This is a genomic window from Caballeronia sp. INML3B (assembly GCF_023631305.1).
Lineage (GTDB): Bacteria > Pseudomonadota > Gammaproteobacteria > Burkholderiales > Burkholderiaceae > Caballeronia > Caballeronia turbans.
Window position 1 is genome coordinate 57,749 of record NZ_JALQDI010000046.1, and the last position, 21,503, is coordinate 79,251.

Annotated in this window: 19 protein-coding genes; 7 read left to right on the forward strand and 12 right to left on the reverse strand. The window is 65.1% G+C overall.

Translation table 11 applies throughout. The annotated features are described in order from the left end of the window. Window positions 1-4 precede the first annotated feature (4 nt). A complete protein-coding gene (locus tag NCS58_RS20950) occupies window positions 5-952 on the forward strand; it encodes a VacJ family lipoprotein (protein WP_061119996.1) in 948 nt (315 codons plus the stop codon). A 70-nt stretch (window positions 953-1,022) separates the two neighbouring features. Here the strand turns inward: NCS58_RS20950 and NCS58_RS20955 are convergent, their stop codons facing one another. From NCS58_RS20955 to NCS58_RS20990, 8 genes are all read right to left on the reverse strand, one after another. Next, the gene (locus NCS58_RS20955; protein ID WP_061119997.1) at window positions 1,023-1,496 is read right to left on the reverse strand and encodes an acyl-CoA thioesterase; all 474 of its coding nucleotides are present in this window, start codon (window positions 1,494-1,496) and stop codon (window positions 1,023-1,025) included. A 126-nt stretch (window positions 1,497-1,622) separates the two neighbouring features. After that, on the reverse strand, window positions 1,623-2,309 hold the full coding sequence (locus NCS58_RS20960; RefSeq protein WP_086961369.1) for a phosphorylase: 687 nt from the start codon (window positions 2,307-2,309) through the stop codon (window positions 1,623-1,625). Then, window positions 2,306-4,285, reverse strand: a complete 1,980-nt coding sequence (gene shc / locus NCS58_RS20965) for a squalene--hopene cyclase (RefSeq protein WP_061119998.1) — start codon at window positions 4,283-4,285, stop codon at window positions 2,306-2,308. The genes NCS58_RS20960 and shc overlap by 4 nt, the downstream gene beginning before the upstream one ends. Continuing rightward, complete coding sequence (gene hpnE / locus NCS58_RS20970) at window positions 4,285-5,562, reverse strand: hydroxysqualene dehydroxylase HpnE (protein WP_250477524.1); 1,278 nt, start codon at window positions 5,560-5,562, stop codon at window positions 4,285-4,287. Before hpnE ends, shc begins: the two co-directional genes overlap by 1 nt. Further along, window positions 5,562-6,410, reverse strand: coding sequence for a presqualene diphosphate synthase HpnD (gene hpnD, locus NCS58_RS20975; RefSeq protein ID WP_061120000.1), 849 nt, complete (start codon window positions 6,408-6,410; stop codon window positions 5,562-5,564). The genes hpnE and hpnD overlap by 1 nt, the downstream gene beginning before the upstream one ends. A gap of 228 nt (window positions 6,411-6,638) precedes the next feature. Then, complete coding sequence (locus NCS58_RS20980) at window positions 6,639-7,580, reverse strand: GGDEF domain-containing protein (protein WP_061120001.1); 942 nt, start codon at window positions 7,578-7,580, stop codon at window positions 6,639-6,641. A 19-nt stretch (window positions 7,581-7,599) separates the two neighbouring features. After that, a complete protein-coding gene (locus NCS58_RS20985) occupies window positions 7,600-8,223 on the reverse strand; it encodes a chemotaxis protein CheC (protein WP_061120002.1) in 624 nt (207 codons plus the stop codon). Beyond that, a complete protein-coding gene (locus NCS58_RS20990) occupies window positions 8,216-8,584 on the reverse strand; it encodes a response regulator (protein ID WP_014251608.1) in 369 nt (122 codons plus the stop codon). The genes NCS58_RS20985 and NCS58_RS20990 overlap by 8 nt, the downstream gene beginning before the upstream one ends. Window positions 8,585-9,400: 816 nt before the next feature. Here NCS58_RS20990 and NCS58_RS20995 point away from each other — a divergent pair. Together NCS58_RS20995 and NCS58_RS21000 are read left to right on the forward strand one after the other, a co-directional pair. Beyond that, a complete protein-coding gene (locus tag NCS58_RS20995) occupies window positions 9,401-11,662 on the forward strand; it encodes a hybrid sensor histidine kinase/response regulator (RefSeq protein ID WP_250538873.1) in 2,262 nt (753 codons plus the stop codon). 176 nt (window positions 11,663-11,838) lie between these two features. Next, the gene (locus NCS58_RS21000) at window positions 11,839-13,215 is read left to right on the forward strand and encodes a hypothetical protein (protein WP_061120005.1); all 1,377 of its coding nucleotides are present in this window, start codon (window positions 11,839-11,841) and stop codon (window positions 13,213-13,215) included. Window positions 13,216-13,293: 78 nt separating this feature from the next. Here NCS58_RS21000 and NCS58_RS21005 read toward each other — a convergent pair whose 3' ends face one another. Next, a complete protein-coding gene (locus NCS58_RS21005) occupies window positions 13,294-13,845 on the reverse strand; it encodes an NADPH-dependent FMN reductase (RefSeq protein WP_061120006.1) in 552 nt (183 codons plus the stop codon). Between the two features lie 511 nt (window positions 13,846-14,356). Here NCS58_RS21005 and NCS58_RS21010 point away from each other — a divergent pair. Then, window positions 14,357-14,596, forward strand: coding sequence for a DUF4148 domain-containing protein (locus NCS58_RS21010; RefSeq protein WP_061120007.1), 240 nt, complete (start codon window positions 14,357-14,359; stop codon window positions 14,594-14,596). A 110-nt stretch (window positions 14,597-14,706) separates the two neighbouring features. Here NCS58_RS21010 and NCS58_RS21015 read toward each other — a convergent pair whose 3' ends face one another. Continuing rightward, a complete protein-coding gene (locus NCS58_RS21015; RefSeq protein WP_086961371.1) occupies window positions 14,707-15,687 on the reverse strand; it encodes an AEC family transporter in 981 nt (326 codons plus the stop codon). Window positions 15,688-16,194: 507 nt separating this feature from the next. Here NCS58_RS21015 and NCS58_RS21020 point away from each other — a divergent pair. Continuing rightward, a complete protein-coding gene (locus tag NCS58_RS21020; RefSeq protein WP_061120051.1) occupies window positions 16,195-16,764 on the forward strand; it encodes a lipocalin family protein in 570 nt (189 codons plus the stop codon). 4 nt (window positions 16,765-16,768) lie between these two features. Here the strand turns inward: NCS58_RS21020 and NCS58_RS21025 are convergent, their stop codons facing one another. Next, entirely contained in the window at window positions 16,769-17,023 is a 255-nt protein-coding gene (locus NCS58_RS21025; protein ID WP_061120052.1) for a hypothetical protein, read from the reverse strand. A 103-nt stretch (window positions 17,024-17,126) separates the two neighbouring features. Further along, entirely contained in the window at window positions 17,127-18,581 is a 1,455-nt protein-coding gene (locus NCS58_RS21030; RefSeq protein ID WP_061120008.1) for a sigma-54-dependent Fis family transcriptional regulator, read from the reverse strand. Window positions 18,582-18,884: 303 nt separating this feature from the next. On the opposite strand from NCS58_RS21030, the gene NCS58_RS21035 reads away from it, so the two are divergent. Together NCS58_RS21035 and NCS58_RS21040 are read left to right on the forward strand one after the other, a co-directional pair. Continuing rightward, window positions 18,885-20,285: a GntP family permease gene (locus tag NCS58_RS21035; RefSeq protein ID WP_061120009.1), complete on the forward strand. Its 1,401-nt coding sequence runs from the start codon at window positions 18,885-18,887 to the stop codon at window positions 20,283-20,285. Between the two features lie 294 nt (window positions 20,286-20,579). Next, window positions 20,580-21,374 carry a 3-hydroxybutyrate dehydrogenase gene (locus tag NCS58_RS21040; RefSeq protein WP_250477526.1) on the forward strand — a complete coding sequence of 265 codons (795 nt, stop codon included), beginning with the start codon at window positions 20,580-20,582 and terminating at the stop codon, window positions 21,372-21,374. Window positions 21,375-21,503 lie beyond the last annotated feature (129 nt).

Here is a 21,503-nt window from a genome sequence, read left to right on the forward strand (position 1 = left end):
TGGGATGAGCCTGGCGATTGCGGGCGCGCTCGCAACAACGGGCTGCGCGACCGGCCCGGACCGCAATGCGAAAGACCCGCTCGAGCCAATGAACCGCAAGATCTTCACGTTCAACGACACGCTCGATACCTACGTCGCCAAGCCCGTCGCGCAGTTCTATGTCGATTACACGCCGAGCCCGTTCCGCACCGCGGTCAGCAATTTCTTCTCGAATCTGGGCGATTTCTCGAACTTCGCGAACAACCTGCTGCAGTTGAAGATCACCGATGCGACGCAGGATCTGATGCGCATCGCGATGAACTCGCTGTTCGGCATCGGCGGCCTGATCGATATCGCGTCGCCCGCCGGCTTGCCGAAGCACCATCAGGACTTCGGCCTGACGCTCGGGCACTACGGCATGCCGTCGGGGCCGTATCTGGTGCTGCCGCTGCTCGGCCCGAGCTCGTTTCGCGATTCGACGACCTGGCTCGTCGACTGGCGCGTGAATCCCGTCAGTTATGCCGATGCGGGCATCCGCTGGCCGCTCTATGGCGTGAACTTCGTGAGCGCGCGTGCGGACCTGATCGGCGCGACCGACCTGCTTTCGGCCGCCGCGCTCGACAAATACGCGTTTGTGCGCGACGCATACACGCAGCGGCGTCAATATTTGCTGACCGGCGGCGGCGCGAGCTCGCTGCCCGATTACGGCGATGAAGGCGCATCGGCGCCCGAAGGCGCGAGCGCGCCGGAGGGAGCCAGCGCGCCGGAAGGCTCAAGCGGCGGCGGCAGCAGGGAGCAAGGCTTGCCGACGTATGTCGATCCGGGCGCGGCGGCATCGCCTGCGGGTGGGGTCGGCGGAAAGTCGCCTGCGCCCGAGGAGAACGCGCCGAAGGCGCAGCCGTCGCCGAGCTCGAGCAAGGCTCAGGGATTGCCGCAGTATGACGATCCGGCGGCGCAGCCAGCGGGGAAGTAGGCAGGTCTCGAAGCCGGAAAGGAAACGGGCGCCCGAGCGCCCGTTTTGTCTTTAGTGTGCGGGTGCGCTATCAATGCGCGGCCTCTTCCGCCACTTCCTCCATCAGATCGTCGTCGGAAACTTTCGGCGCTTCCACCCCGCCCTGATCACGGCGATACGCCTCGAACAGTTCGTCGGCGTAGCGAATCTTCGTGCGGCCATGCGGCACGGGCTCGCCCTGCTCGTTGAGGTTCACGAACACCATCTTCTCGACGGTCAGAATGCTCTTGCGCGTGATCTTGTTGCGGACTTCCGCGCGCAGCGTGATCGACGTGCGGCCGAAATGCGTCGCGGTGATGCCCAGCTCGATGATGTCGCCCTGACGCGCCGAGCTCACAAAGTTGATTTCGGACATGAACTTGGTCACGACGCGCTGATTGCCCAGCTGCGAAATCGCGTAAATCGCGGCTTCTTCGTCGATCCAGCGCAGAAGGCTCCCGCCGAACAGGCTGCCGTTCGGATTCAGATCTTCGGGCTTGACCCACTTACGGGTGTGGAAATTCATTTGCGGTACCTCGCTTTCTTTACCGCGCGTCGAAGTGCAGAGAAGAGACGCGCGCTGGGTAAGGGTTTTCCCTGATTATAACGAAGTGAGGGTTAACCCGCAGAAAGCAAGGGGAGAACAAAATGATCAGCCAAACGCCAGAGCCCGCGCCGATCCCAGCGCATGCCGCGCCTGGACGAGCGTCGCGCGGGCCGCGCGAGCGTCGGACGCGAGCCGCAACAGCGCGCCCAGTTGCGCCGGATCGCGCAGCAATTCCCGCAGAATCGGACCGATGGCCGTCGTGCCGTCGTCGCGCAAACCGGCCGTCGCGGCAGGCGGCAATGTTCGCCAGGCCGGATCGACGACCGCCCGGCACACCGCGAACGGCAAGCCGCGCGCCGTCGCGATCGCCCCGGCAATATGCGATTCCATATCGACGGCCAGCGCGTCGGTCGACGAATGCAGCGAGCGCTTCTCCGCCTCGGTCTTGACGGGCGCGGTGACGCCCGCCATCCTGCCGCGCCGCACGACGCGCCCGACAGGCGTGCCCGCGAACGCATCGACGATGCGCGCCGACCACGCCGCATCGGTATGCAACTCGCCGAACGGACCGCACACGCTCTCGGCGACGATCAACTCGCCCGGCTCGATATCCGGCGCGAGTCCGCCCGCCGTGCCGAAGCTGATGATGCCCGAGCAGCCGCGCGCGATCGCATCGGACAACGCGCGCTCCAGCCAGTCGGCGCGCGCCGCGAACACCACATCGACGCCCCGCCCGCGCACGATCTTCGCCTCGAACGCCATGCCGGTCACGGCGACGACGGGCGCGTTCACATTGCCGCCGTCACGCGCGTGAGGCCGTCGCGTGTCAGGTTTCGATAGCGCGCGAGCGCCCACAGCGGGAAGAACTTGCGATAGCCGTGGTAGCGCAGGTAGAACACGCGCGGGAAGCCTGTCGCCGTGAAGCGCGTCTCGTCCCACAGGCCGTGCGCCTGCTGCGTCCTGAGCAAATAATCGACGCCTCGCGCGACCGCCGGATGCTCGACCAGACCCGCCGCCATCAGTCCGAGCAGCGCCCACGCCGTCTGCGACGCGGTGCTCGGCGCCTGTTCGTAACCGCGATAGTCGAGCTTGTAGCTCTCGCCGTCCTCGCCCCAGCCGCCGTCGCTGTTCTGGATGCCGACGAGCCAGTCCGCCGCGCGCTTCATGCGCGGGTCCGTCGGTGCGACGCCGGCGGCGTTCAGCGCGCACATCGCCGACCAGGTGCCGTAGATGTAATTCAGGCCCCAGCGGCCGTACCAGCTTCCATCGCGCTCCTGGCCTCGCACGATGTAGTCGAACGCGCGACGCGCGGGCTCGCTGTTGAGCGACGTCTCGCCGAGTTGCGCGAGCATCGAAAGGCAGCGCGCGGAGACATCGACCGTCGGCGGGTCGAGCAGCGCGCCGTGATCCGAGAACGGGATGTTGTTCAGGTAGTACTGCGTGTTTTCCGGCTCGAACGCGCCCCATCCGCCGTCGCTGCTCTGCATGCCGACGACCCACTCACGCGCGCGCGCGATCGACTCGCCGTACATCGCCGTGCCGTTCTCGCGATCGGCACGCTCCATCGCCATCGCGACGACGGCCGTGTCATCGACATCGGGATAATGCGGGTTCGCGAACTGGAATGCCCACCCGCCCGGCCGCACGTCAGGACGGCGGGAGATCCAGTCGCCGCGCACGTCGAGAATCTGCAGCGGCACGAGCCATTCGAGGCCGCGCGCCACCGCCGAGCGCGCCTTTGGCATGCCGGTTTCGAGCAGCGCATGCGCCGCGAGCGATGTATCCCACACCGGCGACAGGCACGGCTGGCAATACGCCTCGCCATCGTCGGCGTCGTCGACGATCAGGAGCTTGTCGAGCGACTTGCGCGCAATCGCGCGATTCGGATGTTCGGGCGGATAGCCGAGGACGTCGTACATCATCACCGAGTTGGCCATCGCCGGAAAAATCGCGCCAAGGCCGTCTTCGCCGTTCAGGCGCTCGTCGACGAAGCGCACCGCTTCATCGATCGCGCGTTCGCGGCCGGCTTTGGGCAGCAGCGGATCGGCGACGCGCAGGATCGAATCGACGACGCGGAAGAACGCGAACCAGCCGCGGCTCTGATGCCCCGAACGCGACGGCATGCCGGTATTGACCGGCGGATTCGTGAACACCTCGTCGATGCGCACGCCGCGCGGATTGCGCGCGCGCGGGCGCTTCGCGTTGAGCACGAGCATCGGCACGATCACCGTGCGCGCCCAGTACGACACCTTCGACAGATGGAACGGGAACCACATCGGCAGGCGCATGATTTCGACGGGCATCATCGGCACCGCGCGCCACGACACGACGCCGAAAAGCGCGAGCAGGATGCGCGTGAACACGTTCACCTTCTCGGCACCGCCCGCGGCGAGGATCGCGCGGCGGGCGCGCTGCATGTGTTCGGCGTCGGCCGAATCGCCGATCATCTTCAGCGCGAAATACGCCTTCACGGTCGCGGAGACGTCCATCGCGCCGTCGGTGAAGAGCGGCCAGCCGCCGTCCGCGCGTTGAATGCGGCGCAGATACCGGCCGATCTTCGCTTCGAGCTTCTCGTCGGCGGTCTCGCCGAGATAGTGGACGAGCAGCACGTATTCAGCCGGGATGGTTGCGTCCGCTTCGAGTTCGTAGAGCCAGTAGCCTTCCGGATGTTGCGCCGCGAGCAGCGCATCGGTGGCGCGGTGGACGGCAGCGTCGAGCGAGGCGCCCGAAACCTGCACGCCCACGGCCGACAGGGATAAATCGTTCATCAGCGTTCCATCGATGGGTTCAACAGCGCGTCCGCCGCCTTCTGGCCGGAGCGGATTGCGCCTTCGATCGTCGCGGGCAGGCCGGTCGCCGTCCAGTCGCCCGCGAGTGTGAAATTGTGCCAGCGCGTGCGCGTGGCGGCCCGCAGGCCTTCCTGCGACGGCACGGCGGCAAACGTCGCGTGCTCCTCGGCGACGACTTGCCACGGCGGCGTCGGCACCGCGGGCATGCGCACCGCCTTCGCCGTCTCCAGCCATACCGCCTGCGCGAGTTCTTCGTGCGGCGTCGCGAGCCATCGGCCGGCGCTTGCGAGCGTGACCGAGAGCCGGCCGTCGGCGGCGAAGATCCAGTCCGACATGCCGTTGACGACGCAGGTCAGCGGCTGAAAGCCCGTCGGCGCGTCCACAGCGAAGTGCACGGTCATGATCGCGCGCGATGCATCCGGCGCGGTCAGGTCCGGCACCAGCCGGCGCGCCGCGTCGGGCGGCACGGCGAGCACGACGCCATCGCCCGTGCCGAGCGTGACGGGCTCCGCCGCGCCTTCGAAAGCCAGCGAGCTTACACGCTCCTTCGAATCCGTGCCCGAAACCCCGATGCCCGCGACGCGCGAACCGAGCCGGATCTCCGCGCCGCCATACTGCAAAAGCCGCAACGCCGGCTCGACGAACGCATGCGACAGCCCGCTTCTCGCGATCAGCGGACGGCACGCCTGACCGCCCTGCGCGACCGTCTCGCGCAGCAAACCGGCCGCGAGCTCCGCGCTCGCTTCGGACGGATCGGCGTTGAGCATCGCACGCAGGAGCGGACGCACGAGAAGACTCCATACGCGATCCTTCCGGCGCACCGATTCCTCGATCGTGCGGCCCGGCTTAGCCCAGAAGAGCGGCAGGTACGGCAGGTAGTCGGCGGGCTGCGTGCCCGGCACACGCGTCTCGGCGTCGAAGATCCAGCGCGGCAAGCGCCCCGGCGACATGCGGACGGTCCAGGCGTCGCCGGTCGCGACATCGAAGAACGGATACTCGGGCTGCGTCGGACCGATCAGCGTGCCGGTTGCGCCGATCGCACGCAGATAGGCCATCGTCGATTGATTGCCTGATAGCAGCAGATGATTGCCGTTATCGAGCGTGACACCGAGCTTTGCATCGAAGAAGGAGCGGCAACGGCCGCCCGCGTGAGGCGCCGCCTCGTGCAGCACGACGCGCGCGCCGCGGCGCTGCGCCTCGACCGCGGCGGCGAGGCCGGCGACGCCCGCACCGACGACGAAGACACGCCGGGACATCAGATCAGGTTGCGCGCCACGATCCACAGCAGGCGCGCACGCGGCGTGCGCACGCGCGTGCGTGGCAGGTCGAAGCCGCGTTTCAGGTTGGCGTCGAGCACGGTGCGATACGCCGCCGACATGATGCGCGGGGCGCGCACCTGGGCGCGCGGCGACGCCGCCATGATCGCATCGGACTGGGCGTAATGGCCTTTCGCGCGCTCGGCGAGCACGGCGCACACGCGCGGCAGGCGGGCATCGCCGACGATGCTCGCCGGATCGCTCGTAGAAATGCCTTCGCGCGCGAGCAGTTCGCGCGGCAGGTACACGCGGCCGATTTCCGCGTCTTCGTCGATGTCGCGCAGGATGTTGGTCAGTTGCAGCGCGCGGCCGAGATGGTGCGCGAGCCGCCGTCCGGCGTCCTCGTGCATCCCGAATATTCTCACCGACAGCCGCCCGACCGCGCTCGCCACCCGGTCGCAATAGAGGTCGAGCGTGGCTTCGTCGGGGGCGACGATATCGCCGGCGGCGTCCATCGCCATGCCGTCGATCACGGCCTGGAAGTCGTCGCGTGAAAGCTGGAAAGCCTGGATGTGGCGGGTGAGCGCTTCGAGCGATTTCTTCGGCTTGCCGGCGTAGCACGCGTCGATGTCCTCGCGCCACTGATCGAGCGCGAGCGCGCGCTCGCGGCGCGGCAGGGTGCCTTCGTCGGCGATATCGTCGACCGCCCGGCAGAACGCGTAGATCTGGTACATCGCGTCCCGCTGCTCGGCGGGAAGGATGCGCATCGCGAGATAAAACGAACTTCCCGACGACGCCTTGGCGGCGTCTGGAGCAGGATCGTCAGCGATGATATTGGAAACAGCCAAGACGAACTCCGCTGTGGCGCCCCCAAGGGCAAATTTGTAAGAGATCGGGCGCCGGTCCCGATGCCGCCGGTGCGCGCGGAACCACGTGGCGCTGAGCGGGACGACCGAGGAGGAAAGGCGGCGCGCGAGCCGGCTGTGACTGCGCCGGAAGCGGCAAAGAGTATATCAATACTTTGCCCGATTGCGCCGGAGCCGCGCGGGGCAAGGCCCGGCGTATCGAGCGGCGATTCAGGCGAAGCCCACTGCCCGATTCCGCCCCTCACGCTTGGCCGTATAAAGCGCCGCATCGGCCTCGTTGATGAGCGCCTCGTACGAGGACGTCACGCCGGTCCGCGCACGCGCCGCCCCGACGCTCGCCGTGACCGGCACGCGTGCGCCCTGCACGTCGATGGGCGTCTCGCCGATCTCGCGGCGCACCTTCTCCGCGACGATCATCGCGTCCTCGAAATTCGTGCACGGCAGAAGCAGCGCGAATTCCTCGCCGCCGAAGCGCCCGAACACGTCCTGCACGCGCACGCTCTTCGCGACGCGCTCGGCCATCACGCGCAAAACCGTGTCGCCGACGAGGTGGCCGAGGTCGTCGTTGATGCGCTTGAAGTGGTCGAGATCGAAGAGGAGCATCGACAGCTCGCCGCCGTAGCGCTGCCAGCGCGAGAATTCGTCGCGCAGGCGCAATTCGAAGTAGCGCCGGTTGGCGATGCCGGTCAAACCATCGCGGTCCGCGAATTCCTGCAGCTTCGCCACCGCTTCGTCGCGGGCGCGCTGCATCATGCTCGCGTGCGTCGCGTCGGAAATCGTCACGCAGACGGCGCGCACCTCGCGCTCGAGCATGAGCGGCATGAAGGTGCAGTCCTGCTGCATGAAATCGACGCCGCCGGTAATCGGCCGATCGTGGTCGAACTTGAAGAGATACGGCCGCTGCTCCCACGAGCTGAACGCGAAGCTGCCGAGCTGGAACACGCTCTCGACCTTGCGCGTGAACCAGACGCGCGGCAGTTCGGGGAAGCTCGCGAAGATGGATTTGCCGATCACCTGTTCGGCCGTCCTGCCGCTGTGGTCCTGCATGAACCGGTTCCACATCAGCACGTTCAGATCGCGATCGAGCACGAAAATGCCGAAACCCACGCGCTCGATCACGAGTTCGGAGAGCGCGTGGCGCAGTTCGTCCATGCTCACGATGGCGTCCCGTTCAGAGGCTCGACAGAAGCGCGTCGAGCGCTTCGTTCAGATGCGGGATGGCGTCTTCGGCCATCAGCATCACGAGATGCGCGCGGAAGCTGTGGTCCTCGAGCGCGAAATTCACTTCGAGCAGGAGTGCGGTCTTCCAGGCGAGCATCGCCGGCTGAAACACCTCGTCGAGCCCGATTTCCGAGCCGAGCATGCCAGGCGGCGAGAAGATGGGCGAGCGGCCGAGTCGGTCGAGGATGCACGACACGCACGCGCCCATCAGCACGGTCGCGACGTCGAAGACGAGTTCGGTGCGCGTCGTCGCCTCGTAGGTGGATTTCGTGTACGGATCGTCAACGAGCGCGCACAGCTGATCGACGCTGCCGCTCTTGCACAGCACGATCGCCTCGCCCTTGATGTCGGAACGAAAGCCCTGGCGCACGGCCGTCACGGTATCGGTGATGCCGGTCATCTCGGCGAGCGCCGCGGATGCCTCGGCCACGCTCACGACGCGCACGCGCGGCACCGACAGCTCGATGAATGTGCCGAGCAGCTTCGAGAGTCGGGTCGCGGCCTGGCCCATCGCCATGTTGGCGACTTCCTGCAGCGCGTCGCGCTGATCTTCGTTCAGGGCGGGTTCAACCATGGAGTCCGTACTCCTTCAAAACAGGACGCAGCGCTTCGGGCGTCACCGGCTTCGGCAGGAACGCGATCGCGCCGAGCGCGCGCACCCGCTCCTGGGCCATCGGCTGCACGTCGGCCGACACGACGATCACGAACGTGTTCAGGTCCTCGTGTTGCAAGGCGTCGAGCACCTGATAGCCCGTCATGTCGGGCATCGTGAGATCGAGGAACATCACCGAGGCGCGGCCGGCCCGGTAATGCTCGAGCGCCTCGCGCCCGTTGGTCGCATAGGAGATCTCGACGTCCCAGTCCGGGGGCAGCGCGCGCGTCAGCACCTTGCGCGCGAGCAGGGAATCATCGGCAATGACAATCGGCAACGGCATGGTCGGCAGGATCTTTTTGGGCTGTTTTCGGGCTGAGGGCGGCGGCGCGTCGGCAGACACGGCAGGCTCTCGTATTTGATTACGGCATCCGCGCGGCGATCTTTAAAGCGATCTTCACGGCAGAACCGGTACGAGCCCTCTCGCCCGGCGGGAATGCGGGCGCTGTCGGAGATGCAGCTCGGCGGCGATGAGCCAGGCGCGGCGCTTGTGGACGAAGGCGCGCCAACCCGCGGGCGAGCGCTGGGTGATCAGCGTGCGCACTCCGCGCGATGCATGCTGGCTCTCGATCGGCGTCATGTTGACTGCCCCGTGCGTGGTCCGAAAAAAGTTCCGGACCGTGGCCTTCTTATCCTCGCTTGGTCGCGCTGCCCGCCGGCGACTGGCCGGACAAGCGGTACTGCTCCCCGGCGCGCGCCGCAAGGCTGCTTGTATCCTCCGGCCGACGCTTCTAAGTGGCGTATCAGGTCGGAGGATTGCATTGTCTGCCCATCAGAATGTCAAAGCAACTCGCGAGAGTGCGAAGCGAGAATTAATATGATTAAAACAGTCGTTAATCAGGAAGATTCTACGCCCCACCTTCTGTTGTGATACGTTCTCTTGCTTTTGTGTACGTTTGCGCTTCCGATAATCTCGCTAACTTCGCGCGTGACCGAGGTTTTCCTCCACGTGTCGCGTGCAGCTTGACTCCCCGATCGGCATGCTTCATGCGTTCTACTTGCGGTTGCACCGGTCAGGCTCGGCAACTTCCTACCACGCGCCCGTCACGACGGGCGCCTGGCGCAGGCGTCGAGTAAGTTTTCCAATTCGCTGCCAAAAATGACGCTGCAACGTGAGGAGTCCAACGCCGATCCTGCCGGGGAATCATGGCAGGAAGAACCGCCGTTTCCGGTCGTTCCCGAACGCAACTTCGCCGCGCAGCGGCTTACGCTCTACGCGCTCCTCGTCGCCGCGATCGTGCTGCCGTGCGTATACGTCGTGGTCACCGCCTTCACCGATTACCACGCGCGCGTCGCGGATGCCTCCGATCTCGTCGCGCGCAATGCCCGCGTCGCCGAGGAGCACGCCCTCAAGGTCTTCGATCTGAACGTGACGCTCAACGAGCGCATCGTCGATCTGCTCGACGACCTCGACGCCGCCGCCATCCGTCGCGAGAGCGCCACGATTCATCAACGTCTCAGGACGATCAGCAGCAGCTATCAGCAGGTCGCGGCGGCTTCGGTGTTCGGTTCCGACGGCAGGCTGCTCGCGACGAGCCGCACCTGGCCGGCGCCCGACATTTCGGTCGCGGACCGGGACGATTTCGGCGGCTTGCGCGCCGGCCAGCAGATCGAACAGATTTCCCGCGTGATGGTGGGACGGGTCGCCGGCGAGCAGGTGTTCAACACGGCGGTCGCGCGCCGCACGGCGTCGGGCAAGTTCGACGGCATCGTGTCGATCGCGTTGCGGCCCGCGTACTTCGGCGCGTTCTACCGCGAGCTCATCGGCGACAACCCGAGCGTCTCGCTCGGATTATCACGCTCGGATGGCGAAGTGCTCGCCTGGTATCCGCCGCGCCCGCCCGAGCGCATGGCGCTCGCCGCCAGCTCGCCGTTGCGCGAAGCGTACGTCGAGGGGCGCCGCAGCGGCGTCGTGAAGATGGTGTCCGGGCTCGACAATCAATTGAAGATCGTCGCGTTCCGGCGCGTCGGCGCCTATCCGGTCTACGTGTCGAGCGGCTATCCGATCGCGACGATCTGGTCCGCCTGGTGGAAGCATCTGAGCGTGCTGGCGCTCTCGATATTCGCGCCGTGCGTCGTGCTGTGGGGCGTGATCGCGCAATCGTTGCGGCGGCTCGCGACCGAAGAAGACGCGTGGGAGCGCTGGCAGGCGGAAGCGTCGATGCGCCGTTCGATCGAATCCGCGTATCGCCAGGCGCGCAAGATGGAAGCGCTCGGCAATCTCGTGGGCAGCGTAGCGCACGATTTCAACAATCTCCTGATGATCGTCTCGACCAATGTGCAGATCGCGCGGCGGCGCGGCGCGCCCGGCCTCGACCGCGAGCTGACGGCGATGGAACGCGCGTTGAAGAGCGGCCAGTCGTTGACGCGGCAGTTGCTCGGCGTCGCGCGCAAGCAGCCGTTGAGAAGCGAGATCATCGCTATCGGCAGATGGGTGCCGGCGGGACGCGAGCTGCTGCGCGCGTCGCTCGGTGCGAAGGTGGCGCTCAACGTCGAGGTCGCGCCGGACGTGTGGGCGATCCGCGTCGATCCGGCGGAACTGGAACTCGCGCTCATCAACATCGCGGTGAATGCGCGCGACGCGATGCCCAACGGCGGCACCTTCACCGTGCGCGCCGACAACGTGCGCTTTCGCCACGAAGACGGCTTTCCGATCACCGGCGAATTCGTGCAGATCATGCTGGAGGACAACGGCTCCGGCATGAGTTCCGACGTGCTCGGGCGCGCGTTCGAACCGCTCTTCACGACCAAGCCGAAGGGCATGGGCACGGGCCTCGGCCTGCCGCAGGTCTTTGCGTTCTGCGAACGTGCGGGCGGGCTCGCGACCATCGACAGCGCGATCGGCGCCGGCACGGCGGTGCGCCTGTATCTGCCGCGCGCGGCGGGCGCACCGGGCGCGGCCGTGGCGGAAGAACAGGCCGCGGCGGGACAGGCGGACGGCTTGCGCGTGCTGCTCGTCGAAGACAATGAGGAAGTCGCCGCCGGCACCGAGGCCCTGCTCACGATGATGGGCCACCACGTCACCTATGTCTTCAACGCCGATACCGCCGCCACCGTGCTCGAAGCCGCGCGCGCCGACGCCGCCACCGACTTCCCCTTCGACGTCGTGCTGTCCGACATCCACATGCCGGGGCAGATGAACGGCATCGATCTCGCCGAGATGTTGCAGCGCTTCGAGCCGCACATTCCGGTGATTCTCGTCACGGGTTACGCGGAAGAACTCGACCGCGCGCGGCAAATGGGCGCGCGCGTGCTGTCGAAGCCATTCGATATCGCGCTGCTCGACTCGCTCCTGCGCGCGATCCGCGAGCGCGTGGACGCCACGCGCGATATGCATGCGGCGCGTTCCTCCGATCGTTGAAGCGCCCGCAATCCGATCGACTTTTGCACGCCCGTTTGTAAAAGCGCCGCCATCCGGTCACATGCTCTCCAGCGCCCGACGGCCCGCACGCATCCGGCACGCGAGTTGCGTAATTGCCTCCAGGCGCGGCGACGACGTCGCCGATTTCCGGAATCCGCCCACCGCAGGAGGCGTACATGCGACACACCGTCATCGGAGTTTTTGATACCTTTGCGCAAGCCGAGGACGCACGCTCGGCTTTGATCGCCGCTGGCTTCCCGCGCGCGGATATCGAACTGCAGGCCAATCCCAAACGCGACGACGCAGCCGCGCAATCCGACATGCCCGACGCCGTCACGCATCGGGAACCAGGCATGCTCGCGAACATCGAGCGTTTCTTCAGCATGCTCTTCGGCGGGCGCGATCACCCGCCGGAAGTCGCGCACTATTCGGAGGCCGTGCGGCGCGGCGCGATCCTCGTTGCCGTCGATACACCGAGCGCCGAGCAGGCCGACGTCGCGCGCGCGACACTGAGCGACCAGGGCGCGATCGATATCGACGAACGCGCGGCGAGCTGGACGACGCTCGAACACGGCACGCCGGGCATGTCCGCGACGGCCGCCGACGACCGCGACCATTCGGTGCTCGACGAGCTCGGCCTAGGACGCGGCAGCGCCGTGCCGGGACGCGAGCCGGTGAATGGTCCGGACACGACGCCGATGCGCGCGCGCGCCTATCCGCACGCGGACGTCGGCGATCCGGCTGCCCTGACGCCGCGCGATTACGTCAGCGATCCCGCCGACGATCCGCTGATGCCGCGCAGCGGCATGCAATCGCAGTCACAGTCGCAGTCCCAGTCGACGATGAGCGAAGCCGCGGGCACCACGCGCGATCCGCTCGCCGGACGCGATCCCGTAACGGGCCGCGATCCGTACGCGACGACCGGCATCGACCCGCTTGCCGATCCGCTCGCCGGCACGCCCGCCGATCCGCTCGCGGCGCGCGACGGACTCACGGGCGAATCGCTATCGGAACGCGACGCGCTTGCCGGCCGTGATCCGCTTCGCACGACGGGCGCGGCTGCGTCCGAACGTGACCCGCTACCCGGCGTGCGCACCGACACGGCTTCGGAATGGCGCTCGGTCGAACCGCTCGGACCGCTCGACGAACCGGCGGCGCCCTATCAGCCCGGTGCGGCGCGCGCGGCGGGATCGTCGCCTGATCCGGTGGTCGCTTCGGCGGGCACGCAAGCCGCCGGTCCGGTGGGTGCGCCCACAGCCGGTCCGGCAACGGTGCCCAACGAGTACATGGAGTACGAAGAAGACTTCCGCGCCGATTACGAATCAAAGTACTCGGCGACGGGCGAGCCTTATGAGGACTATCAGGGTGCGTATCGCTACGGCGCGACGCTCGGCAACGACGATCGCTTCCGCAGCCGCGCGTGGGATGAGCAGATGGAATATGAAACGCGTCGCGACTGGGAAAGCAAGCATCCCGAAGGCGATACGTGGGACCGCTTCAAGGCCGCCATCCGCCACGGATGGGATCGCGTGACGGGACATCATCACGTCTGAGTCTCGTCATGTGAAACAGCAGCAAACGACTACGGCCCGCTCTCAGCGGGCCGTAGTCGCATCGGGAAAGGTGAGCGCTTACGCCGCCCGATCACGCACCCATGCGGCGTACTTGTCCATGAACGTCTGCAGATACTTGCGCGTGTCCTCGCTCACGATATTGCCGCTCGCGTCGATGCGCTTCTCATCGTGCTTGATGTACATCTCCGGCTGATTCATCAGCACGATGTCCAGATACGCGCACACGCCGCGCAAATGCGACTGTGCGATGGCCGTGCCGATGGCCCCGACCGACGTCCCGATGATCGCGCCCGGCTTGCCGCCCCAGACGCTTTGCCCCCACGGACGCGAGGCCCAGTCGAGCGCGTTCTTCAAGACCCCGGGAATCGAGCGGTTGTACTCGGGCGTCACGATCAGCAAGCCGTTGGCATCGGCGATTTTCTGCTTGAACGCGCGCGCGACTTCCGGGAAGTCACTGTCGTAGTCCTGGCTGTAGAGCGGCAACGTGCCGATGTCGAGAAACTCGAAGGAAAAATCGCTCGGCGCAAGCGAGACGAGCGCATGCGCGAGCTGCTTGTTGAACGACTCCCGCCGCAGGCTGCCAACGACCACCGCAATCTTCAAGGCCATGAAATCTTCCCCGTGAAAGGATGAAAAATAGACGGACCGGACGATGAACGGTCCGGAAGCGCCGCTCTCGAAACGACACGCGTGCACATGTCAGGCGCATCGCAAGGTTACAGTCTTCGACGCCCGCCGACACGTTACGGACTATTTTTGCGACGAATCGAGCAATCTACCTTTCGCCGCGACGCCATGCGGTTCGCGGTGACCTATCCCCACGGTTATCCACAGAAATTGTGGATAAGTCGAGAGTAACTCCCATTCCGTTCAGTTTTTGATTCGTACACGAAACATGGTGCGCGCCAAATGTCCGTAAAAGCAGGCATCGTGGCGGCTTTCTTGTCGATATCGTAACAATCCGCCGTGTGAAGCCAACGTTTAATTGGTGTTAAGGACCAGCATTCATTCACTCTTGACAACAATGTGTTGGCTCAATCGGTATTTTTGTCCAATAGGAATGCTCCTAGACTGCCCTTCAAGCGTCGGGGTCGACGCGCAAGCATTCAGGAGGCTTCAAATGAAAAACGCATTGCTCGGCGGTCTGGTTCTGTCCGCGCTTCTCCCTACCGCACCCGCTTTCGCTCAGACGACATCGGTGGGCAAGTCTCGCGCGGAAGTGAAGGCGGAACTCGCGAGCGCGCGTCGTGCGGGCGATCTCGACGCCGTGAATTCGCTGAGCTACCCGCAGTTGCGTCCGTATCAGGAACGGCATGCACAACTGCGCGCCGACGCTCACGGCGGCAGCAACACGCGGTAACCAGCGGCAACTTGAAGGAATCAGAGGAAGCAGTCTGAACTGGTCCTCCTCCACCGTCGAACAGAAGGTGGTTACGCCCGGTGCCCCGCGCCGGGCGTTTTTTTGCATGCTCAGAGCATCAGAGTCAAACAAAGCGTCACCGTGACGAGCGAAGCCACGGTCGAGAAGAGAATCGCGCTCGACGTCACCCCGCCTTCGCGTCGATAAAACTCGGCGAGCATGAATGGGCCGGTGCCGGTCGGCAGGGCGCTCAGAATCACGGCGGTCTTCGCCCAGAGCGGCGGCAAGTTGAATACATGGAAGGCCAGCCACCATGTCAAAAGCGGCTGCGCGACGAGCTTGAGCGCCACGAGCGCGCTCGTCGTGCCGACGGCGCGCGCCTCGCCTTTCGCGCCGAGAAAAAGACCGAGCGCGACGAGCGCGCAAGGACTCGCCGCGCCGCCCAACAACTTGAGCAGCGCTTCTGCGCCTTCGGGCACCTGCGCGCCCGAACCGCTCAACAACGCGCCAGCGACCGGCGCGATCAACAACGGATTCTTCCCCAGCGACTTCGCCACATGCGCGAGCGTTGCGCCGATGTGCTTCTCTTTTTGCAGTCCGAGCTCGATCAGCACGATCGCCACCGAGAACAGCACGCAGACGGTGATGATCGTCGCGATCACGGCCGGCGCGAGACTCTCCTTGCCGAACGCGAGCAGGCAAAGCGGCAAGCCGACGAAACCGGTGTTCGGATACGCCGCGTTCAATCCGTCGATGCTCGCATCGGCGAGATGACGCGACTGCATCAGCCGCACGACGAGCGTCAGCAGAAAGATGACCGCTGAGCCGATGCCGAATGCGGCGATGAACGCAGGCTGATCGAGCATGCTCCACGGCGTCTTCGCCATGGTGTCGAAGAGCAGCGCGGGCAACGCCAGATAGACGACGAAGCGATTCAGTTCGGATGCGGCGCCCGGCCCGAGTTTGTTCAGCTTGCGGCAGGCGTAGCCCGCGAAGATGAGACCGAAGACCGGCAGGATGATCGTGACGAGAGGAGTAAGCAGCGAAGGCAGTGATACGAATGCTTGAGGCAAGGAAACCGTCGAAGACATGAGGCGGCTGCTTTGGGCGTATGAAGAGCGAGAGGATACCCCGGGACAAAAAGGTGAGAGGTTTCGGGAGTGTGGCGACGGTGAGCCGCTGTGTGAACGCGTGGCTCACTCTTGGCCGGATCATCCGGACCGCGAAGCATTTCCAGCAGCTCATTCACAGTATCAAGTGGACGATGCAAGTCATTGTTCTTTAACGCATTCGGCTTTTCTCTAGGTCGCAGCGGTCTGTATCCGGCGCACCGTGCGGCCGGTCTTCAAAAACCGGCGTAGCTTGCAGAGATATCGGCATGCTTTGCCAAAGGTGAGGTGATTCGGGAGCCGCGCCAATGCGTTATCGCTGGGTCGCGGCTATCGAATAAAACCCAATCAGGACAGCCACTTGCGCCTCGCGCCGATGTTCGCCCACGACACGATACGCGGCGGACGGTGAGGAAATTCGGGAGTCACATATGGACGGAACGAAGCTTGCTGCTCGTTCTGCCCTCGCACTTCTCACTCATCGGCGACATGAAAATCGGAAGACCCTGGGCATACGGCGCGGCGGCGCTGGCTTTGATCGGCGGCATCGTCACGCTCGCTGCGTGCGCATCGAACGGAGCGCGCAAGAGCGGCAACGACGATGTGCCCGAACCGTCGAAGGCCGTCGATCTCGACCGCTATCTCGGTCAGTGGCACGAGTTCGCGCGCTACGAGAACCGCTTCGAACGCAACTGCGAAGCCGTCACGGCGAATTACGCGCGTCGCGAGGACGGGCTCATATCCGTCGTCAACGCGTGCAGGCAAGGCGACGTGAACGGTCCGTACCGCTCGGCGGAGGGGCGCGCGAAGATCGTCCCGGGATCGAACGGGACGAAGTTGAAGGTGTCGTTCTTCGGCCCGTTCTATGTCGGCGACTACTGGATCCTCGATCACGCCGACGATTACACGTGGTCCATCGTCGGCGAGCCCACCGGGCGTTATCTCTGGATCCTGACGCGCGAGGCGAAGCCTTCGGCCGAGTTGCGCCGCACGCTCATCGAGCGCACGCGCGCGCTCGGGTACGACGTCACGATGCTGCGCGAGACGCAGCAAGGCTGAGCGGTCAACTTCCCTTGCAGGCGATGAGCAGCGCGTTCTGATTGTTCTCGGTCGACTGCCCGAGCACGTCATAACCGCTCGGGCAGAGCGCCTTCGCGTTGTCGGTGCAGTTGCTCCAGCCGCTGTAAGTGGGGCACTGAATCTGCTGTGTCGGGCGACCATCGGCGGAAAAAAGCGGCGGTGCGCTGCTGCATCCGGCAAGCGCCCACGCGCTGCCCGCAAGCATGACTGAAAGGCCGATTGCCCTGCCGATTCTCATCCCGCGCTTCATCCCGTACCCCTTTGATTCTGGTCGTTATTTTCGATTTCGGGAGTATGCCACGCGAAGCTTTCGCGCCGTTTGGCCGGTGCGCAAAAGCCCTTCAGACGGCGATGCCGAGCGCCGCGATCTTCTTGTACAGCGTCGCCCGCCCGATACCGATTTTCTCCGCCGCATCCGCGACGCGTCCGCCGCTTGCGCGCAAGGCATCGGAGAGAAAGCGCCGTTCGAAATCGGTCATCGCGTCCGCATAGGACAGGCTCGGCGGGCCGCCCGCTTCCTGCGCCGCCGGTTCCGCCTGGGCCGCGATCGCAACGCGCCCCGCGTCGATGAACGCGCTCAACGCGCGGGCGTCGATGTGCTCGGTTTCCGAAAGCATCAGCGCGCGCTCGAGCGTGTTGCGCAACTCACGGACATTGCCCGGCCAGGAATACGCCTCGAGAAGTTGCAGCCCGTCCTTATGCAGCACGAAATGGCCGACATGCCCTGGTCGCGTGTCGGCGGACAGATCTTCGAGAATCGCGTAGGCAAGCGCCTCGATATCGCCGAGCCGGTCGCGCAACGGCGGCGCGTGAATCGTGAGCACGTTCAGGCGATAGAACAGGTCCGCGCGAAAGCGGCCCGCCGCGACGAGCGCGGGCAGATCGGCGGACGTCGCCGCGATGATGCGCACATCCGCGCGCACGATGCGATTCGAGCCGAGCGGCTCGAACTCCTTGTCCTGCAGCACGCGCAGGAGCTTGCCCTGCAACGGCAGCGGCATGTCGCCGATTTCGTCGAGAAAGAGCGTGCCGCCGTCGGCCAGCTCGAACTTGCCGACGCGGCCCTTTCGCTCGGCGCCGGTGTATGCGCCCGCCGCCGCGCCGAAAAATTCGACTTCGAGCAGCGTGTCGGGAATGGCCGCGACATTGACCGTTACAAGCGGCTTGCCGGCGCGCGTCGATGCGCCGTGGATCGAATGCGCGAGCAGTTCCTTGCCGGTGCCGGTCTCGCCGAGCAGGAGCACCGGCGAATCGACGAGCGCCGCCCGCCGCGCCTGGCGCTTCACTTCGAGACTGGCCGGACTCGTGCCGACGAAGCTCGAAAACGTGTATTTCGCGCGTCGCGCCTGCGCGAGCGACTGACGCGTCGCGATGAGTTCCTGCTGCACGCGCGAGTAATGCGCGAAAAGCGGCGTGAGCGCCTTCATCTCGTCGAACAGCGCAAAACCGATCGCGCCGATGATCGCGCCGGACTCGTCCCTGAGCGGCAGGCGCGTGACCACGAGCGGCTCGCGATCGGTTTCCAGCACGTCGAGCAGAATCGGCTTGCCTGTAGCGACGACTTCGCGCATCAGGCTGTTTGGAATCACCGCTTCGCAGTCGAGGCCGATCGCGTCGAGCGGATCGTCGAATCCGAAACGCGCCGCATAGCGCTTGTTGATCCACACGACGCGCGCATCGGCATCGACGATGAAAGTGCCCTCGCTCAGATTCTCGAAGGTTTTGAAAAGCGACTCCATCGCGCGACGCATGACGTCGCTATAGTCGAGGGGCACGTTGATCCAGTCGTTGCGCATGGCGCCCAGGTCTCCAATTCTCTAAACCGAGACAAATATCTCCATTCGGAGACGCGCCGGCAATCCGCATCTGTACTAGTCTTGACGAGTTGCATGGCTGCGCGATGCCTTTGCAATGTCTCGATCCGGAGACATCGGACTGAAACGTTGCGATGGCATGCTGGCCCGATGCCCGTCAGCGTTGCGTTTCGGCTTCTTGGCACGGAACCTGCATTGTGCCCGCGCGGTGCGTTATCGACGCGCCGGTGGCGCTTCCAGAAGACGCGCACAACGTTTCAAAGAACAACCACTCACGGAGACTCAATGTCGTTCCTCATCGTGCTCGCCGCCCTGGCGTTCCTGATGCTTGCCGCCTATCGCGGCTACAGCGTCATTCTTTTCGCCCCGATCGCGGCGCTCGCCGCCGTGCTCCTCACCGATCCCGCCGCCGTCGCGCCCGTGTTCTCCGGCATCTTCATGGAGAAGATGGTCGGCTTCGTGAAGCTGTACTTTCCGGTGTTCCTGCTCGGCGCGGTGTTCGGGAAAGTCATCGAGCTGTCGGGCTTCTCGGAGTCGATCGTCGCTGCCGCCATTCGCTATATCGGCAAGTCGCGCGTCAATGCGGTGATCGTCGCGGTGTGCGCTCTGCTCACCTATGGCGGCGTGTCGCTGTTCGTCGTCGTGTTCGCGGTGTATCCGTTCGCGGCGGAGATGTACCGGCAGAGCAATATCCCGAAGCGCCTGATGCCGGGCGCGATTGCGCTGGGCGCGTTCTCGTTCACGATGGATTCGCTGCCGGGCACGCCGCAAATCCAGAACATCATCCCGACGACGTTCTTCAAGACGACCGGCTGGGCCGCGCCGTGGCTCGGCGTGATCGGCTCGGTGTTCATCATCGTGGTCGGCCTGACGTTCCTCGAATGGCGCCGCCGCTCGGCGATGGCCAAGGGTGAAGGCTACGGCACCTCGCTCGTGAACGAGCCGGAGCGCGTGGAATCGACGTCGCTGCCGAATCCGGTGCTCGCGATTGCGCCGCTGATTCTCGTCGGCGTGGCGAACTTCGCGCTGACGAAGTGGATTCCGACGTGGTACGGCGCGAGTTACACGGTGCCGCCGGAGGTGCTGCCGGGCGTGCATGCGCCGGTGACCACGGCTGTGAAGACCGTCGTGGCGATCTGGGCGGTCGAGGGTGCGTTGTTGCTGGGTATCGTGCTCGTCTTGCTGACGGCGTTCCCGCGTGTGAAGGAGCGGTTCGCGGTCGGCACACGTGCGGCTGTCGCGGGCGCGTTGCTCGCGGCGATGAACACGGCTTCCGAGTATGGCTTCGGCGGTGTGATCGCGGCTTTGCCGGGCTTTATCGTGGTCAGCGATGCGCTGAAGAGCATTCCGAATCCGCTCGTCAATGCGGCTATTTCCGTGAGTGCGCTCGCGGGGATCACCGGTTCGGCGTCGGGCGGCATGAGTATCGCGCTCGCCGCGATGTCCGATACGTTTATCGCTGGGGCGCAGGCGGCGCATATTCCGCTCGAAGTGCTGCATCGGGTGGTGGCGATGGCCTCCGGCGGTATGGATACGCTGCCGCACAACGGCGCGGTCATTACGCTGCTCGCGGTGACCGGGCTTACGCATCGGGAGTCGTATCGCGATATTTTCGCGGTGACGGTTATCAAGACGCTCGCTGTGTTCTTTGTTATCGCGGTGTATTACCTGACGGGGATCGTTTGATCCGTCTTGCTTGAGGCGGTGCCGGTGGGCCTTCTTTTCGCGCGGAATCCTGATTTCGTGTCGGTCTACTGGCACTGCCCCACGCGGGGGCAACGCTAATAAACCAAAAAGAAAACGGGATCCGGCGAAAACAAAAGCGAAAGCCAAAGCAAAAACAAACCGAAAGCCAGCGCCAACCCCAATTCCGCCAATGGCGACAGCACGCCAAACTCTACGCAAGCCCCAGAAGCAGGACAAAAAAGCGCCGGCCATTCAAAGGCCATAAAAAACCCAAGCCAAAGGAACGCACCGCATATGATCCAAACCGCATCGAACAAATCGCTCGCCGGCAAAACGGCCCTCGTCACCGGTTCGACGAGCGGCATCGGCCTCGCCATCGCCACGGCGCTCGCGCAAGCCGGTGCGAATCTCGTGCTAAACGGCTTCGGCGATATCGAAGGCACCCTGAAGCAAATCGAAGCGACCGGCGCGAAGGCCGTCCACCACGCAGCCGACATGACGAAGCCCGAAGAAATCGAGTCGATGATCGCCTTCGCGAACGAAACATTCGGCGCCGTCGACGTCCTCGTGAACAATGCCGGCATCCAGCACGTCGCGACCATCGACGAATTCCCGGTCGACCGCTGGGACGCCATCATCGCGATCAATCTGAGCTCGGCGTTCCACACGATGCGCGTCGCGCTGCCGCAGATGCGCGCCCGCAACTGGGGCCGCGTGATCAACATCGCGTCGGTGCATGGGCTCGTCGGCTCGGCGGGCAAGTCGGCTTATGTCGCCGCCAAGCATGGCATTCTCGGGCTGACGAAAGTCGCCGCGCTCGAAAACGCCCGCACCGGCGTGACCGTCAACGCGATCTGCCCGGGCTTCGTGCTCACGCCGCTCGTGCAGAAGCAAATCGACGATCTCGCCGCGCGCGACTCGCTCACGCCCGATGCCGCCCGCGCAAAGCTGCTCGGCGACAAACAGCCGTCCGCGCAGTTCGTGACCGCGCAGCAGATCGGCGACATGGCGGTGTTTCTCTGCTCCGATGCCGCAAGCGAGATGCGCGGCTCGGCGCTGCAGATCGATGGAGGATGGAGCGCGCAGTGAGCGACGCGCGTCTATCGGCGACATTCCGCCACACTTGAGTGTTTCACTCGGAATCCCCTAAAGATCGTGGGGGTTCTGGCCGTTATGTCCTTGTAATCAGGCGTGCGCCGCCTTCCCGAAGGCGGCGCG